The organism is Streptomyces sp. NPDC031365 (genome assembly GCF_055569765.1).
On sequence record NZ_JBVIIM010000023.1, the window covers coordinates 19,246 to 36,069 of the forward strand.

The 16,824-nt window shown below is 71.6% G+C and carries 14 protein-coding genes and 1 tRNA gene; 6 read left to right on the forward strand and 9 right to left on the reverse strand.

What is annotated here, in order from left to right; genetic code table 11:
* Positions 1 to 63: 63 nt before the first annotated feature.
* Entirely contained in the window at positions 64 to 1,332 is a 1,269-nt protein-coding gene (locus tag ACZ5C2_RS27990) for an SPFH domain-containing protein (RefSeq protein ID WP_468796980.1), read from the reverse strand.
* Positions 1,333 to 2,011: 679 nt separating this feature from the next.
* Here ACZ5C2_RS27990 and ACZ5C2_RS27995 point away from each other — a divergent pair.
* From ACZ5C2_RS27995 to glxA, 3 genes are all read left to right on the forward strand, one after another.
* Positions 2,012 to 2,085 (forward strand) — tRNA-Lys (locus tag ACZ5C2_RS27995).
* Positions 2,086 to 2,546: 461 nt separating this feature from the next.
* A complete protein-coding gene (locus tag ACZ5C2_RS28000; RefSeq protein ID WP_468796983.1) occupies positions 2,547 to 4,595 on the forward strand; it encodes a glycosyltransferase family 2 protein in 2,049 nt (682 codons plus the stop codon).
* A complete protein-coding gene (gene glxA, locus ACZ5C2_RS28005) occupies positions 4,592 to 6,532 on the forward strand; it encodes a radical copper oxidase GlxA (RefSeq protein ID WP_468796986.1) in 1,941 nt (646 codons plus the stop codon). The genes ACZ5C2_RS28000 and glxA overlap by 4 nt, the downstream gene beginning before the upstream one ends.
* 120 nt (positions 6,533 to 6,652) lie before the next feature.
* Here glxA and ACZ5C2_RS28010 read toward each other — a convergent pair whose 3' ends face one another.
* From ACZ5C2_RS28010 to ACZ5C2_RS28025, 4 genes are all read right to left on the reverse strand, one after another.
* The gene (locus ACZ5C2_RS28010; RefSeq protein WP_468796989.1) at positions 6,653 to 7,681 is read right to left on the reverse strand and encodes a glycoside hydrolase family 6 protein; all 1,029 of its coding nucleotides are present in this window, start codon (positions 7,679 to 7,681) and stop codon (positions 6,653 to 6,655) included.
* 510 nt (positions 7,682 to 8,191) lie between these two features.
* Complete coding sequence (locus ACZ5C2_RS28015; protein WP_468796992.1) at positions 8,192 to 8,884, reverse strand: sortase domain-containing protein; 693 nt, start codon at positions 8,882 to 8,884, stop codon at positions 8,192 to 8,194.
* A 90-nt stretch (positions 8,885 to 8,974) separates the two neighbouring features.
* Positions 8,975 to 9,754 (reverse strand): HAD-IIA family hydrolase, encoded by a 780-nt coding sequence (locus tag ACZ5C2_RS28020; RefSeq protein WP_468796995.1) that lies wholly within the window; start codon positions 9,752 to 9,754, stop codon positions 8,975 to 8,977.
* A gap of 172 nt (positions 9,755 to 9,926) precedes the next feature.
* Positions 9,927 to 11,048, reverse strand: coding sequence for an ROK family transcriptional regulator (locus ACZ5C2_RS28025; protein ID WP_468796998.1), 1,122 nt, complete (start codon positions 11,046 to 11,048; stop codon positions 9,927 to 9,929).
* A 56-nt stretch (positions 11,049 to 11,104) separates the two neighbouring features.
* Between ACZ5C2_RS28025 and ACZ5C2_RS28030 the strand changes: the two genes are divergently transcribed.
* Both ACZ5C2_RS28030 and ACZ5C2_RS28035 read left to right on the forward strand, forming a co-directional pair.
* Positions 11,105 to 12,172 carry a Gfo/Idh/MocA family protein gene (locus tag ACZ5C2_RS28030; protein ID WP_468797001.1) on the forward strand — a complete coding sequence of 356 codons (1,068 nt, stop codon included), beginning with the start codon at positions 11,105 to 11,107 and terminating at the stop codon, positions 12,170 to 12,172.
* On the forward strand, positions 12,169 to 12,657 hold the full coding sequence (locus ACZ5C2_RS28035; protein ID WP_468797004.1) for a heme-degrading domain-containing protein: 489 nt from the start codon (positions 12,169 to 12,171) through the stop codon (positions 12,655 to 12,657). The genes ACZ5C2_RS28030 and ACZ5C2_RS28035 overlap by 4 nt, the downstream gene beginning before the upstream one ends.
* 115 nt (positions 12,658 to 12,772) lie before the next feature.
* Here the strand turns inward: ACZ5C2_RS28035 and ACZ5C2_RS28040 are convergent, their stop codons facing one another.
* The 3 genes from ACZ5C2_RS28040 to ACZ5C2_RS28050 form a co-directional block, all read right to left on the reverse strand.
* Positions 12,773 to 13,630 (reverse strand): fumarylacetoacetate hydrolase family protein, encoded by an 858-nt coding sequence (locus tag ACZ5C2_RS28040; RefSeq protein ID WP_468797007.1) that lies wholly within the window; start codon positions 13,628 to 13,630, stop codon positions 12,773 to 12,775.
* A 150-nt stretch (positions 13,631 to 13,780) separates the two neighbouring features.
* The gene (locus ACZ5C2_RS28045; protein ID WP_468797010.1) at positions 13,781 to 14,497 is read right to left on the reverse strand and encodes a YidC/Oxa1 family membrane protein insertase; all 717 of its coding nucleotides are present in this window, start codon (positions 14,495 to 14,497) and stop codon (positions 13,781 to 13,783) included.
* Between the two features lie 98 nt (positions 14,498 to 14,595).
* Positions 14,596 to 14,907 (reverse strand): DUF6412 domain-containing protein, encoded by a 312-nt coding sequence (locus tag ACZ5C2_RS28050; RefSeq protein ID WP_468797013.1) that lies wholly within the window; start codon positions 14,905 to 14,907, stop codon positions 14,596 to 14,598.
* Positions 14,908 to 15,179: 272 nt separating this feature from the next.
* On the opposite strand from ACZ5C2_RS28050, the gene ACZ5C2_RS28055 reads away from it, so the two are divergent.
* The gene (locus ACZ5C2_RS28055) at positions 15,180 to 16,220 is read left to right on the forward strand and encodes an SEC-C metal-binding domain-containing protein (RefSeq protein WP_468797016.1); all 1,041 of its coding nucleotides are present in this window, start codon (positions 15,180 to 15,182) and stop codon (positions 16,218 to 16,220) included.
* A gap of 207 nt (positions 16,221 to 16,427) precedes the next feature.
* Here the strand turns inward: ACZ5C2_RS28055 and ACZ5C2_RS28060 are convergent, their stop codons facing one another.
* Positions 16,428 to 16,814 carry a hypothetical protein gene (locus tag ACZ5C2_RS28060; RefSeq protein ID WP_468797019.1) on the reverse strand — a complete coding sequence of 129 codons (387 nt, stop codon included), beginning with the start codon at positions 16,812 to 16,814 and terminating at the stop codon, positions 16,428 to 16,430.
* Between the last annotated feature and the right edge of the window lie 10 nt (positions 16,815 to 16,824).

A 16,824-nucleotide genomic window follows, 5' to 3' on the forward strand; every position in this document is an offset into this window, starting at 1 on the left:
TCTCAGATTATGGGCCCGGATTGAACATGTCCATACCAATCGCAGCGGCGGTTCTCCGGCCGTTCACGGCCCCGTCTCCCCCCGGCCCGCGCAGAACGCCACCGTCAGGTCCTTCACCAGCACCTTGCGTTCGTAGTCGTCCAGCGCCACCAGCCCCCGCATCGTCAGCCGGGTCACCGTGTCCTCCACCGAATCCACGACCGAACCGAGCACGCTCGCCCGGTGCTGGGCGTCCAGCGCGGCGATCCTCCGCCGGTGCATCGCGGTAGCCACCTCGGGCGCGTACTCCACCCGCACCGGCCGTACGGCGAACACCTCCACCCCCACCGGCGCGGCGTCCGCCGCCACCAGCCCGGTCAGCGTGTCCTGCGCCGCCTCCACCGCACCCCGCCCCGCGCCCGGCGCCGCCACCGGAACGCGCGTCAGCGCCGCCTCGACGCACTCGCGCAGATAGGACTCGTGGTCCTCGACGCCCAGCGTGGCCCGCGCGGTGTCCCGCACCCGCCACACCACCAGCACGGCGACCCGCAGGGCGACCCCGCTGCGGTCGGCCGCCCGCATCGGCTCACCGCGCCAGTGCCGCAGCCGCACATCGACCCGGCGCCGCAGCAGCAGCGGGTTGACCCACATGAGCCCGGTCCGCCGCACGGTCCCCCGGTAGCGGCCGAACAGGTCGAGCACCCAGGCCCGCCCGGTCCGCCCGCGGGCCAGCCCGCCGAACCCGAACAGCCCGAGCGCCCCGGCCCCGGCGTACGCCGCCCAGTGCGCGGGCCCGATCCCGGCCGCACCGGCCCGCGCCGTGACGCCGAGCACCTCGGTCGCGAGCGGCGGCAGGACGCCCGCCCACCACGAGGTGGCCACACATCCCGCCGCCCCGCACAGACCGGCGAGGACGCCCGCGCCCCCGGGCAGCACGCGGGCGGGGCGCTCCACCAGTTCGGGGTCGACCGGGGGGACGGCCGCGCGGGGCCGCCCGCCCTGGTCCCGCCCCGCGCCCGGCCGGCGGGCGACGACCGCGGGCCGCAGCCGCACCGGGGTCGGCGCGGAGGCGTCGCCGTCCTCGCGGTTCTCGCGGTTCTCGCGGTTCTCACGGTCCACGCGGTCCTCGGGGCCCTCGGGGCCCTTGCGCTCCTCGCGGAACAGCAGGTGGACGGGGATCTCGGTGGTGGCCCCGCTGTGGATGAGCCGGACCGGACGGGCGGCCGTCACACCCTCCGAGGGCTCCTCGGACTCGGTGAAGGGCTCGGGGGTGAGGTCGGGCGTGGGCTCGGGCGTGGGCTCGGGGATCGACTCGGGGATGCGTTCGGGGACGGGGGACGTCGTCGTGGTCATGGGTGCCTCCAGCCTCCGCACCAGATGCGTCACTTCAAGGGACTCGCACTGCTGGCCGGGGCTTGGTGTCCGGGGTTGGTCGTAGCGGCGTGGCGGGCCATGCCCGTCGGAACGGGCGTTGGTGCGGGCCGGGGGTGCGTGATCGCGGGCGCCCGCGCGGGGCTCACGGGCCGCACCGGCGGGGCCGCCCGGCCGTCGGGACCGTGCAGCGGCGCCTTCCGGCCTTGTCGCGTTTGCGGCCCCTCACCTGCGATGACGTCCGTACCGGCGGACTGCTGCGGGTGCGCGGACGCGGCCGCGGGAGCCGCCGGGGCGCCGATCGCGGTGGACGCCACGGCGGCCACGACCAGCGCGGTCCCGTGGGCCGCCGGACGCCCCGGAGACCGGCCGGCCGGGGAATGCAGCAGAAAACGCCGCCAGTGCGCACAGCCCGGGCAGTCGCAGTCACCGGCCGGATCGAATTCCTCGAATACCGGAGACTCCATGCGATTCCCCTCACACTCCCGGTCGATTCCTTCACAGCTGTGCACGACGGCCAGTTTCGCAACTGTCCTGCACACGCGCATGTTGACGGCCCGAATGATGTAAAGGCCCCGGTGAACCGGCCGGCCTGCGGCGCACGGAGGGTCCGAGGCGTTCGGGGCACCCCCCGGGTCCTGTAGAGTGTCGCCGTCAGCGCGCGCCGCTAGCTCAGTTGGTTAGAGCAGCTGACTCTTAATCAGCGGGTCCGGGGTTCGAGTCCCTGGCGGCGCACCGACAGACGGGCTCCTCGTGCAGACGGGGGGCCCGTTGGTTTTGGCCGGATTTCCTCTCGCGTCCGTTGAGTGAAACCCTCTCGCCCTACGTATGCAACGGTGACCCACCGGCCCGCCCCAGACGTCACCATGGTCGCGTATGCCCGGTTCACACCGTGTTTGGCACTTGCGATCATGATGAACACCGTAGACCCTGGTCTCTTCAAGATGCTGCGGATTCGCGGCTGTTGGGGGGCAAGGAACCGGTTGCCGGCGGAGCGGGGTGAGGGTCCCCGTCCCGGGAAGCGATGCCGAGGGGGGCATCATGCAACCGGAAGAGCGCTGTGCCGTGTCTATAGGGTGTGGATGACGTGGTGGCAGCGGTCAACCACTGACACGTCCGTGAAGGTCGAGGGGGCCCGAAACGGACGTAAGGAAGCGACGAAACACGCGGCGGAGCCGTGTGTGGGGGGATGACTCATGACGTCGACGCCGACGGGCGCCCGGAAGGACGATGACCCGTCCGAGACCACCCAGCTCAGGGTGCCCGGCCATCGGACGGGGAACACGGGCACGTTCCGACGGATCAAGAAGACGCTGCCGAGATACGACTACGAGCACTACAGCCGGCTCGCGGGTCCCCTCACCCAGCCCGATCCGAACAAGCCCTACACGGTCCAGTACCGCTCGCTGATCGGCCAGGAGCCGCACCGCATCCGCATCGCGCTGATGCTGGCCGCGGCCCCGGTGCTGTCGCTGGTGCTGCTGGTGTGGCTGCTGCAGCCCTCGCACTGGACCGAGCGGGACTACGTGGAGTTCGCGTGGCTGCCGGCCCTCGACATCGTCATGCTCGTCTCGATCGGCCTGATCGAGTTCTTCCGCTGCATGAACGTGCTGTCGAACGCGCACGCCACCCTGGTCGCCCGCGACCCGGTCCCGGTGGTGCCGGAGACGGGCACCCGCGTGGCCTTCCTCACCTCCTTCGTGCCCGGCAAGGAGCCGCTCGAGATGGTGACGAAGACCCTGGAGGCGGCCGTCAAGATCCGCCACCGGGGCCTGATGCACGTCTGGCTGCTCGACGAGGGCGACGACCCCGAGGTGAAGGAGGTCTGCGCCCGTCTCGGCGTGCACCACTTCTCCCGCAAGGGCGTCGCGAAGTGGAACCAGAAGAAGGGCGCCCACCGCGCCAAGACGAAGCACGGCAACTACAACGCCTGGCTGGACGCACACGGCGACGACTACGAGTTCTTCGCCTCGGTCGACACCGACCACATCCCGATGGCGAACTACCTGGAGCGGATGCTCGGCTTCTTCCGCGACCCGAACGTGGGCTTCGTCATCGGCCCGCAGGTGTACGGCAACTACGACAACTTCGTCACCAAGGCCGCCGAGTCCCAGCAGTTCCTCTTCCACGCGCTGATCCAGCGCGCCGGCAACCGCTACGGCTCGCCGATGTTCGTGGGCACCTCCAACGCCGTACGCATCAAGGCGCTGAAGCAGATCGGCGGTCTGTACGACTCGATCACCGAGGACATGGCGACCGGCTTCGAGATGCACCGCCACAAGAACCCGGCGACGGGCAAGAAGTGGCGCTCGGTCTACACGCCGGACGTCCTCGCGGTCGGTGAGGGCCCCAACGCCTGGACGGACTTTTTCACCCAGCAGATGCGCTGGTCGCGCGGAACGTACGAGACGATCCTCAAGCAGTACTGGAAGGGCTGGTACTCGCTCCCGCCGAGCAAGCTCTTCAACTACACCATGATGATCATCTTCTATCCGATGTCCGCCCTCAACTGGATCCTCGCGGCGATCAGTTGCGCGCTGTTCCTGGGCCTCGGCGCCTCGGGCGTGAACATCGACCCCACGATCTGGCTGATGCTCTACGGCAACGCCTCCGCGCTGCAGATCGGCCTCTACATCTGGAACCGCCGCCACAACGTCTCGCCGCACGAGCCCGAGGGCTCCGGCGGCGTGGCCGGCATGGTGATGTCCGCGCTGTCGGCACCGCTCTACGCGAAGGCCCTGATCGACTCCGTCCTGCGCAGGAAGAGCAAGTTCGTGGTCACCCCCAAGGGCGACTCGGCCAGCCCGGACACCTGGTTCGGAACCTTCCGGTACCACTGGTACTTCATCCTGATCTTCGTCGGCTCCCTCGCCGCGGGCTTCGTCTACGGACACTCGCACCCGGCGATGGTCATCTGGGCGACCTTCGCCCTGCTGATCACCGCCGCGCCGATGTTCGCCTGGCGCCACGGCATGCGGCAGGACCGGAAGAAGCCCGGCGCCCACGCGGGGGGACGGCCGCCGGAGGCCGCCGACGCGCCCCCGACGCAGCAACTGCCGCAGCAGTACGCCGCGCAGCAGTACGCCCCGCACCAGCCGCACGACCGGCCCGGCTGGGCCGGTTCGCACGGCGCGCCGGGTGGATCAGGAGGCCCCGACGGGCCGGGAGGGCCCGGGGGCAGCACTCCCGGAAACGACCAGACCATGCAAATCGCCCTGGGTGGACTTGGGGGACGTAAGGAATGACTGACCGTGCAGGCCGCCGTCGCGCCCGTCGTATCGCGATAGGCACGGCGGTGGTACTAGCGCTGGCCGGAATGAACGGGCCGTGGCTCTACCGCTTCGGCACCGAGAAATACCACCAGTACAAGATCAACCAGCCCGAGTACAAAGCCGCGAACGGCAAGTGGGAGATCGTCGACTTTCCCGAGGAGTACCGGCAGAACACCATTCACGCGGCGCTGCTGCGCACCGGCAAGGTGCTGCTCGTCGCGGGGTCGGGGAACAACCAGGACAACTTCGACGCGAAGAAGTACGACACCCGGATCTGGGACCCGGTCAAGGGGACCATCAAGAAGGTGCCGACGCCCACCGACCTGTTCTGCACCGGCCACACCCAGCTGGCCAACGGCAACCTGCTGATCGCGGGCGGCACGAAGCGGTACGAGAAGCTCAAGGGTGACGTGAAGAAGGCGGGCGGCCTGATGGTCGTCCACAACGAGAACCCGGACAAGCCGATCACCCTGCCGGCGGGCACCAAGTTCGTGGGCAAGGAGAACGGCAAGACCTTCGTCTCGAAGGACCCCGTACTCGTCCCGCGCGCGAAGAAGAACTTCGACAAGGAGACCGGCGAGTTCCTGGGCAACACCCCGGGCTACGGCCGTACCTACGTCGAGGCGCAGAAGGACGGCAACACGTACGCGACCGGCACCCAGGACAACTACACCGTGCGGGGTCTGAAGGGCGAGGACGCGCGGAACACGTACGGCATCGCCGAGAAGCTCGCCCTGGACAAGAAGGACTTCCAGGGCATCGACGACGCCTTCGAGTTCGACCCGGTCGCCGAGAAGTACATCAAGGTCGACCCGATGAAGGAGTCCCGCTGGTACCCGACGCTCACCACCCTGAGCGACGGCAGGATCCTCAGCGTCTCCGGCCTCGACGACATCGGCCAGCTGGTCCCGGGCAAGAACGAGGTCTACGACCCGGAGTCGAAGAAGTGGAGCTACACCGGCAAGGTCCGCCAGTTCCCGACGTACCCGGCGCTGTTCCTGATGCAGAACGGCAAGATCTTCTACTCGGGTTCGAACGCGGGCTACGGACCCGACGACGTGGGCCGTGAACCGGGCGTCTGGGACGTGGAGACCTACGACTTCGAGAAGGTCCCCGGGCTGAGCGATCCCGACATGATGGAGACGTCCGGCACGGTGCTGCTGCCGCCCGCGCAGGACGAGAAGTACATGGTGATCGGCGGCGGCGGGGTCGGCGAGTCCAAGCTGTCCAGCGAGAAGACCCGGATCGTCGACCTCAAGGCCGACGACCCGAAGTTCGTGGACGGTCCCTCACTGGACAAGGGCACCCGCTACCCGCAGGCCTCGATCCTGCCGAACGACGAGGTGCTGATCACGGGCGGCTCGGAGGACTACCGGGGCCGCAGCGACTCCAACATCCTCGAGGCGCGGATCTACGACACGGAGAAGAACGAGCTCAAGCGGGTCGCCGACCCGCTGGTGGGCCGCAACTACCACTCCGGCTCGATCCTGCTGCCCGACGGCCGCGTGATGGTCTTCGGCTCCGACTCGCTCTACGCCGACAAGGCCAACACCAAGCCGGGCGAGTTCGAGCAGCGCATCGAGATCTACACCCCGCCCTACCTGTACGGCGACGAGGCACAGCCCGAGCTGTCGGACGGGCCGGAGACCATCGAGCGCGGTGAGTCCGGCACGTTCACCTCGAAGGACGCCGCGTCCGTCACGAGCGCCCGGCTGATCCGGCCGAGCGCCTCGACCCACGTCACCGACGTGGACCAGCGCTCGATCGAGCTGGACTTCAAGGCCGACGGCGACAAGGTCACCGTGACGGTCCCGGAGAACCGGAACCTGGTCCAGGCGGGCTGGTACATGCTCTTCGTCAGCACCGGCGACGGGACGCCCAGCAAGGCCCAGTGGGTCCGGGTGCCTTAGCGCTGCGCCGGCTTGGGGGGTCTTCGGCCGGGGCCCGGGAGGGCTGGTTCTCCGGCTGCGGGCCCGCCGTGGCTGGTCGCGCGGTTCCCCGCGCCCCCCAAGGGGTGCGGGGAACCTGCGTCATTCGGATCCCTTGGCCAGTTCCAGGGCGTAGTCCGCCCACCACTGGCCTGCCTTCGGGCCGCCCTTGCATTCGCCGTCCGACTCCCCCGGACGCTTGATCCACAGGTAGGCGTCGACGAGGGGGTCGGCCGTCTTGGTCGTGGGGGTCTCGCCGAGCGCGCGGCCGGGCGGGTTGCACCAGCGTTCGTCCGCGGCACCCTGGGTGTAGGGGCCGTTGCCGTTGCGGCTGGTGTCGATGACGAACGGCTTGTTGCCGACCTTGGCGGAGAGCTGCTTGCCGTAGGCGGTGGAGTCCTCGGTGGTGTAGAAGTTGGACACGTTCACCGCGAAGCCGTCGGCCTGGTCGATGCCTGCCCGCTTGAGCGGGTCGAAGATCTGGTCCGGGTTGCCCCAGCCGGCGTTGCCCGCGTCCAGGTACACCTTGGTGTTCTTCAGTCCCTTGAGCTTGGCGACGGCGCCGCTGAGAAGGTCGTAGCGCTCCTCGTGGAACTGCTCCGGGGTGCAGCCGTCCACCAGGTGCAGCACCGCGTCGGGCTCGAGTATCACCGTCGCCGGGCGGTCCCCGATGCCCCGGGCCACGGCGTCGACGAAACCCCGGTAGGCGTTGCCGTCGGCGGCGCCGCCCTGCGAGTACTGGCCGCAGTCGCGGTGCGGGATGTTGTAGAGGACCAGCAGCGCGGTGCGGTCGGCCTTCTCGGCACCCTCCGTGTAACCGCGGGCCTGCTCCTCGGGGTTCTCCGGGCTGATCCACTCGCCGACCGGCTGGTCGGCGATCTTGCGGATCTCCCCGGCCTCCGACTTCTTGCCGTCCTGCCGCAGTTCGGCGACCTTCCGCACGGCGAGACTGTCGGGGTTGACCCAGTAGGGGTTGATCTCCTTCGGCTGCTGTGTGACAGCCGCGCCGGCCCCCTGGTCGTCCCCCTTGCCGTCGTCGGAGGAACACCCCGTGATCAGCAGTGCCGCCCCCAGCACCGCTGTGGACGCCCGCCTCCCGGCGAACGCCCCGACCCCCCTGCTGCCGTACATCCAACCCCCCTTGGGTGCACTTGTTCCATGTGTTCCGAGCCCCAATCCTGACATACGTCCCGCGACGCCCACGAGGCCGAACCCACCTTGTCCGTGAGCTGTTACAGCCCGGCTTCCCGGGCCGGCCCTCCTCACTCCCGCCGGGCCCCGTCACCACTGCCACCTGCGGCGTTCGCGGAACGCGACCGTCCGGGGGTTGGCGTCGACCAACCCCCGTGTCAGACCTGACGTTCGTTCCGGAGTCGTGCGCATAGTCCCCGGGACGGTGCCCGCCCGCGCGCACGTGCGCCTCACGGAGCATCACGGGCTCCCGCACGGCTCGCCGGGTACTCCCGCGGCCCGTGCCGCCCGCACGGTCGAGGACCGGCCCGGCCGGCGTCCTCCGGGGAACGGGCCGTCGGCCGGGTGAGGTGAGGTGAGGTGAGGCCCGGGCGAGGGCGGGCCCGGCGGTGGTGGCGTGGGCCCCGTGTTCGGGTGCCCAGGCGTCCACCTGCTCAGGCGCTCAGGCGCTCAGGCGCCGGTCGCGTACGCCGAGACGACTACGGGGGCCGTGCAAGCACCGGCACCGGACGTCCGGTCGGCGGTCCCGCCGCAGGTGATCAGCCGGAGCCCGGCCCGTCCGTCGCCGTCCGGAACGGAGACCTGCCGGACGTCGAGCCGCCCGTCCCCCACGACGGACCCGTCCCGGGTCACGGCCCGGACGTCCTCCACGGTGAACCCGACGGTCTCTCCGTCCGCCCGGACCACCCGGATCTCCTGACCGACGGCGAGCCCTGCCCCCGTGCCCGCCGTCCCCGCCATCAGCGCGGTGCCGGCCGCCCCCGGGGCCACCCCGTCCGCGTACCAGGCGACCGCGTCCGGCTGCCCGGCCGGTGGCGGCTCCAGGGTGCCGTTCTCGTCCAGGCCGCGGGCGACCACCGGCGCCCGGACACCGAGGGCGGGGATGGCGAGGAGTCGCGGCGCCGTGGCGTGGGGCTTCGGTGACGACGGTTCGGCGCGGGGCGGGCGTCCGGCCGCCGCCATGTCGCCGGTCACGGGCCCGGTCGGCCCGGCGGGCTCACCGGCCGGCGCCGGGCCGCCCCACAGCCACAGCCCGAGCAGCATCACCAGCCAGGCCACACCGGCGAGCAGCCGCCCGGTACCGCACGGAAGCCGCTCCTGACACCCCTCCCCCGCACGGAGTGCGACACGCAGCGAACCCATCGTGAACCTCCAGACACCTGGAGGCTCCCCCGAGGGGCACGGCCCCGCATCCCCGTGCGCGCGACGCCTACTCCGTACGGGTGAACGTCGTCAGACCAGGTCGACGATGTCCGCGATGGAGTCGAGGACCTGCGACGGCCGGTACGGGAAGTCCTCCACCTGTTCCGGCCGGGTCAGGCCGGTGAGCACCAGGAAGGTCTGCATCCCGGCCTCGATACCGGCCAGGACGTCGGTGTCCATGCGGTCGCCGATCATCGCGCTGCTCTCGGAGTGGGCCCCGATGGTGTTGAGCCCGGTGCGCATCATCAGCGGGTTCGGCTTGCCCGCGAAGTACGGCTGCTTGCCGGTCGCCTTGGTGATGAGCGCGGCCACCGCGCCGGTCGCCGGGAGCGGGCCCTCGGCGGAGGGGCCGGTCTCGTCGGGGTTGGTGCAGATGAAACGGGCACCGTCGTTGATGAGACGGACCGCCTTCGTCATGGCCTCGAAGGAGTACGTACGCGTCTCCCCCAGAACCACGTAGTCGGGCTCGTGGTCGGTGAGGATGTAGCCGATGTCGTGCAGCGCGGTGGTGAGTCCGGCCTCGCCGATGACGTACGCCGACCCGCTGGGACGCTGGTCGTCCAGGAACTGGGCGGTGGCGAGCGCGGAGGTCCAGATGTTCTCGATCGGGACGTCCAGACCCATGCGGCGCAGCCGGGCGTGCAGGTCCCGTCCGGTGTAGATCGAGTTGTTGGTGAGGACCAGGAAGGGTTTGCCGGACTCGCGCAGCTTCTTGATGAAGGCGTCGGCGCCGGGGATCGGTACGCCCTCGTGGATCAGCACCCCGTCCATGTCGGTGAGCCACGATTCGATCGGCTTGCGGTCTGCCATGTGCGGGATCTCCTGCCGTACGCGGTCCTGCGTGCGCCCCAGCCTAAACAGACCCGGATCATGAGGGAATGGCCGACGTCGGTCCGCACGGCGACGGGAGCACGGCGACGGGAGCACGGCAACGGGAGCACGGCAACGGGAGCACGGCGGCCGGCTCAGCCCGACCGGCTCCTCAGCCGTCCCCCCGCCCGAACAAGGGCGCCAGCACCAACTGCGCCGCGCCCTGCGCGACCGCCCGCACCCCACCGGGGGCAACCCGGACCGGAACCCCCACCTCACTGCCCCCGCCCTCCCGCCGCGCGCGGGCACCGAGCACCGCACCCACCCCGCCCACGAACACCTCGGGCGCCCCCGCGACGGTCCGCCCGCCCAGCAGCACCAGGTCGATGTCGAGCAGCCCCACCAGATTCGCCGCCCCCGCCCCGAGCACCCTCGCGGCCTCGGCAAGGTCGTCCCGCGCGACAGCCCTCAGGCACAGCGCCTCGACACACCCCCGGGCACCGCAGGTGCATACCGGCCCGTCCAACTGGATCACCTGGTGCCCGAACTCCCCCGCCCCGGTCCTCGCCCCCCGGTACACGCTCCCCCCGATCACCAGCCCCGCCCCCAGCCCCGTACCGAGGTGCAGATAGGCGAAGGAACCGCCCTCGCCACCCACGGAGAGCCCCAGCGCCGCCGCGTTGGTGTCCTTGTCGACGACCACCGGCACCCCCAGCCGCTCCGCCAGCGCGTCCCGCAGCGGGAAGCCGTCCCACTCGGGAAAGCCGGTCACCCGGTGCAGCACACCCCTCCGGTGATCGAGCGGCCCCGGAAGCGCGACCCCGACCCCCAGCGGCGGCCGCCCGCCGGCCACGTCCGCCCGCAGCGCGCCGACCACCCCGGCCACCCCGGCCAGTACCGCCTCCGCCCCCGCGCCCAGGTCCAGCGGCGCCCTCCGCCGGGCCACCGCCGCTCCGTCGAGATCGACCAGCACCGCCCGCGTCTCGTCGCGGTCCAGGTGCACGCCGACCGCGTGGCCCGCCTCCGGTACCAGGCGCAGCACCGCGCGCGGCTTGCCGCCCGTGGACGCCCGGCGGCCCGCCTCCGCCGCGAGGCCGTCCTCCCGCAGCCGGGCCGTGATCTTGCTGACCGCCTGCGGGGTGAGCCCGGTCCGCTCGGCGAGTTCCAGCCGGCTGATGCCCTCCGTTCCCGCGACCCGCAGCAGATCCAGCACGAGCGCGGCGTTGTGGCTGCGCAGGGCGAGCAGGTTCACCCCCTGCCGGCCTCCGCCGATGTCGTCGTTCGTCCTCTTCACCCGCCCATTCTCCCCGCCGCTTGCACTTTGGCAACAGCGTTGCGAAAGTGGGGGGCATGACTGGCACTCCCCTCCGCGTCGGCCTCGTCGGCTACGGCCTCGCGGGCTCCGTGTTCCACGCCCCGCTGATCGCCGCGACCGAGGGCCTCGCGCTCGACACGGTCGTCACCTCGAACCCCGAGCGGCAGCGGAGGGCCCGCGGCGAGTTCCCGGACGTGCGCGTCGCGGCCGCCCCGGACGAGCTGTTCGACCGTGCCGGCGAACTGGACCTGATCGTCATCGCGTCCCCGAACAGGACGCACGTCCCGCTCGCCACCACCGCACTCGAGGCCGGTCTGCCGGTCGTCGTGGACAAGCCCGTCGCCGGTACGGCGGCCGGGGCGCGTGAACTGGCGGCGCTCGCCGAGGAGCGCGGTCTGCTCCTCTCCGTCTTCCAGAACCGCCGCTGGGACAACGACTTCCTCACCCTGCGCGAGCTGATCGACAAGGGCGAGCTCGGTGACGTCCACCGCTTCGAGTCCCGCTTCGAGCGCTGGCGCCCGCAGCTCAAGGGCGGCTGGCGGGAGTCCGGCGACCCGGCGGAGATCGGAGGTCTGCTGTACGACCTCGGCAGCCATGTCGTCGACCAGGCACTGGTGCTCTTCGGCCCGGTGAGCTCCGTGTACGCGGAGACGGACATCCGCCGTGAGGGCGCGCGCACCGACGACGACACGTTCATCGCGCTCACGCACGCGAGCGGCGTCCGCTCCCACCTCTACGTCTCCGCGACCACGGCCCAGCTCGGCCCGCGCTTCCGCGTCCTGGGCTCGAAGGCCGGCTACGTCAAGCACGGCCTGGACCCGCAGGAGGCCGCCCTGCGCGACGGGCTCCGCCCCGGCGCCGGCTGGGGCACGGAGCCCGAGGAGCTGTGGGGCCGCGTCGGATCCGGGGAGTCCCCGGTGACCGGCGGCGGACGCCCCGCACCGACCCTCCCCGGCGACTACCCCGCCTACTACGCGGCCGTGGCGCGGGCCCTGCTGTCCGGTGGCCCCAACCCGGTGACCGCCCTGGAGGCGGCAGCCGCACTCGACGTACTGGAGGCGGCCCGCCGCTCCGCCCTCGAGAAGGTGACGGTGACCCTGTGACCACCCCCGAACTCACCCCCGGCGTGGAGGAGCTGGAGGCGCAGGAGCGCCGCCTGGTCTTCGAGCGGTTCACGTACGACGACGCCTGGGCGCTCGGCTCCCTGCTGGTGGAGATGGCGCGCGAGCGCCAGGCGCCCGTCGCCATCGACATCCACCGCGCCGGTCAGCAGCTCTTCCACGCCGCGCTGCCCGGCTCCGCCCCCGACAACGACGCCTGGATCGCCCGCAAGCGCCGGGTGGTGGAGCGCTACGGCTCCGCGTCCTACCTGGTGGGCGCCCGCCACCGTGCCAGGGGCACGACGTTCGAGGACTTCTCCCGCCTCGACCCCGACACCTACGCTGCCCACGGCGGCTCGTTCCCGATCACGGTCGAGAGTGTCGGCGTCATCGGCGCGGTGACGGTCTCGGGCCTGCCCCAACTCCAGGACCACGCCATGGTGGTGGAAGCCCTGACCCACTACTTGGCCGAGGCTCAGGGACGTTAGGGGCGCGGGACTGCTTCGACAAGCGGCTCCGCCGCGTGGGCGCGAACGGGGGGTCTGGGGCGCAGCCCCAGGGACGGGAAGGGAAGGGGCGGCGGGGGCGAAGAAACAGCCCCGCTCAGGCGCCCCCGAACACCTGGCGCTGCCGCCCCAGCCCTCCGATCTCCAGCTCCACCACATCCCCCGCCCGCAGATACGGCTTCGGCTCCGGCCGCCCCATCGCCACCCCCGCCGGCGTCCCGGTATTGATCACGTCCCCGGGATACAGCGTCATGAACCGACTGACGTACCGCACGACCTCCCCCACCGGGAAGATCTGCTCGGCCGTCGTCCCGTCCTGCTTCAACTCCCCGTTGACCCACAACCGCAACGACAGATCCTGCGGATCAGGAACCTCGTCCGCCGTCACCAGCCACGGCCCGAGCGGGTTGAAGGTCTCGCAGTTCTTCCCCTTGTCCCAGGTCCCGCCCCGCTCGATCTGGAACTCCCGCTCGGAGACGTCGTGCGCGACGGCGTACCCGGCGACCTGCGCGAGCCCCTCCTCCGCCGACTCCAGATACCGCGCCGTACGCCCGATCACGACCGCCAGTTCGACCTCCCAGTCGGTCTTCACCGACCCGCGCGGAATCAGCACCGTGTCGCCGGGCCCGACGATCGTGTCCGCCGCCTTGAGGAAGATCACCGGCTCCGCGGGCGGCTCGGCCCCCGTCTCGCGGGCGTGGTCGTGATAGTTCAGCCCGATGCACACGACCTTCCCGATCCGCCCCACCGGCGGCCCGATCCGCAGCCCCGTCCCGTCCAGCGCGGGCAGCTCACCGGTCTCGGCGGCGGCCCGGATCCGGCCGAGCGCCGCCTCGTCGGCGAGCAGCTCCCCGTCGATGTCCGCGACGAGACCCGACAGGTCCCGCAGGATCCCCTCGGCGTCGAGCAGCGCGGGCCGCTCCTGTCCCGCCGTACCGACTCGCAGCAGCTTCATGGGTGACGTCTCCCTCGATCGCGGGCCCGTCCGACGGAGAACCGACCCGGATGCGGCGGGGCGCAGCCATCGGAGGACTGGTCGATCCTCCAAGCCGGTGTTCCTCCCCGCAAGACCCCGTTCACGTACTGGACCGGGTACGGCCACCGCTCACCGGTACAGCACGGACCGTTCCACCACGCTCCACGTCGTGCTCATCACCATGTACAGCGCGGCCGCCAGCGGCACGACGGCGACCGTGACGAGCGTGAGGAAGGACATGAACGGCATCACCTTGGTCACCGCCCCCAGCCCCGGCACCTGCTGCCCCGCGTCGGCACCGGCCATTACGGGCCGGTCGGTCATCATCCGCCGGGACAGCCGGTAGCTGAACCAGGCGACCACCGTGACGACCGCGAACAGCACGACGTACACGAGCCCGGCCCCGCCGAACACCCCGCCGTCGCCGAGCGCGTCCGCCCACCGCTCCCCGAGCGGCGCGTCGAACAGCTGGTGGCCGAGGAGTTCGTTGGCGCGGCCGCCGATCGTCTCGCTGGAGAACAGGTGGTACAGCAGGAAGAACGCGGGCAGTTGGAGCACGCTCGGCAGGCACCCGGACAGGGGCGACACCTTCTCCTCGGTGTGCAGTTCCAGCACGGCCCGCTGGAGTTTCTCGGGGTTGCGCGCGTGCTTGCGGCGCAGCTCGGCGATGCGCGGCTGGAGCGCGGTCCGGGCCTTCTGGCCGCGCGCGGCGGCCCGGGAGAGGGGGTGGACGAGAAGGCGTACGAGCGCGGTGAACAGAACGATCGCGGCGGCCGCGGCGGAAGCGCCGAACAGCGGCTGGAGCAGGTCGGCCAGGCGCTCGACCAGGCTGGCGAAGACGGACATGGGTGAGCCCTCCGGGGGTCTCGTCGTGCCGGACGTGAGGAATGGCGGCATGACGACCCGCGGCAGGGCGCGGCTGAGGAAGGAACTGCGGAAGCGCCCTACGCGGCGGTCGCCGGGAGGGCGTGTCCGGGAGCCCGGGGCCGGGTGCGCCCCCTGGCGTCGGGGTCGCGCTGGGGCAGGAAGGCGGTACGCCGGTCACGGTCGCGGATGGCCGTACGCACCCGGGTGGGCGGTACGACGGGCGCGCAGCGCGCGGCGATGAGCGTGCAGACGGTGAGCGCGGCACCGGCGGCGGCGGTCGCGGCGAGCGCGACGTCGACCACGGAGAGGCCACCGGCGGCGGCCGGCAACAGGACGAGGAGGACCTGGAACAGCGGCAGGAGCACGGCGAAGGCGGAACGCGCGGACATCCGCTGCCGTGTCACTCGCCGCCCCTCCCCCACGTCGTCACCGGACCACTGTCCCGCAGTTATACCGGAAAGACCGGCTGCACCGGGTCGCCGGTCCGGCTGGACCGAGCCCGGGCACCCGCGCCGTACAACGTCCGAGACCGGCACAGCGGTTCCGCCGGCCGGACATGCTTCGCCGTACGTTCCGCAGGGCCGGGCCCGCGGACCCGGAAGAGCCCGGCGACCCCATGCGCCCTCACCTCCTGTCACCTCTCGGCAGTACCGTGTCACCCATGCGCCCCGACACGCCTGCCGAAAACGTCGACCACACCGCTGAAGCCGCCCGCCTGGAGCGGACCGCCGACCGCTATCCCGAGGACGCCGAAGCCCTGCTCCTGCGGGCCGCCGCCCACCGCGAGCTCTCCGGCGACCGCCCCGCCGCGACCACCCTCTACGACCGCCTGCTCGCCTCGGACGCGGCCCTGGACCAGCCGTACCTGGTCCGCGCCCTGAAGGCGTCGAACCTCTGGGAGTACGGCCATGAGGCGGAGGCCCGCGCGATCATCACCGGCATCCGCGCGGCGGCCCCGCGCGACCCGGCCCCCTGGCTGATCGTCGCGGAGTCCCTGGAGTCGCACGACGAGCTGGAACAGGCGCACGAGACGTTCACGCAGGCGGTGCACCTCGTCCTGACCGGCGATCCCGGCGGGACCGACGGAACCGCCGGGACAGCGCCTCCGCGCGCCGCCCACCCGCTCCTCTTCGGCCGCCATCGCGTCCGCAGGATGCTCGGCGCGGCGCACGACGAGTGGGACGCCCTGGCGGACACCGTCCACACCCTCCCGATCACCCTGGACGAACTCCACGACCCCAAGCGCGTGTGGTCCCTGGGCTCGGAGAACCCGGCGGAGCTGGAGGCGGAGATCGTCCGCCTGCGCGCGGAGCTGGGCGCGTTCCGCCAGGCCCTGTCCCGTCCGTTCCCGGTGGCGGTCCTGCACTGGCCGGCGGACGAACTGGCGGAACTGACGGAGGCGTACCCGTCCCTGGCCGAGGAGTACCCGTCCTACGACGCCCACCTGGCGACGATAGAGGCGGCCCTGCGCGAACTCGCCGCCTCGGGCACCGGCAACCTCGGCATCGTCACGGGCACGGTCCCGTCGTACGAGGCCTTCGCCGCCTCGGAGCTCAGCTCCCCCGACGACCTCACCCTGCTCCCCCAGTACGCGACGACCCTGGCCGCGCGCGGCCGGGCGGTGGCATGGCCGCCGGAGCGGACGGCGCCGTGCTGGTGCGGCTCGGGCCGGAAGTACGGGGAGTGCCACGGCGCCGCCTGACGGCGACGGCTCGACGGACGCGCGCCCGTCCGCCAGCCCTGGCGAACGGGCGCACACTGCTTCCCCTTGCCCCTGCCCGGTCCGGAAGGCGGGCACCGTCACGCCGCCGGAGGCCGGCGGGAGGGCCCCGGCGTCCCCCTCCCGCCGGAACACCACCGGATCCGCCGCACCACCGCGTCCGTCTCCGTGGACAGCCGAACCTTCCCCTCAGAAGACGCGTGTGGTCCAGCAGTTGGCCTGCGTCCGGGTGTCCGTGCGTTCCTGCGTGCACGTCTCGATCCAGCCCACGCGGGAGAGGTCGACGTCGACCCCCGCCCCCGAGCCGTTGTTACTGCCGTTCGAGTCGTACGCGAAGGCCAGTACGGCGTCACCAGAGGCGTTGTACGCGGTGGCCACAACCCGTCGCCCGTCGCTGTAGGTGTCGTCGACGTACATGAAGCCGTAGGTCGTGTCCAGGGTGGCGTGCCCCCGGTTCTGCGGGCTGGTGTAACAGCGGATCGTGTCCGCCGCGGCGGGTGTGGCGCCCACGAAGAGCACCGCGCTGGCGACTCCCCCCACCACGGCAATGGCACGCTTGCGTACATGACCGGCCATTGTGCATTCC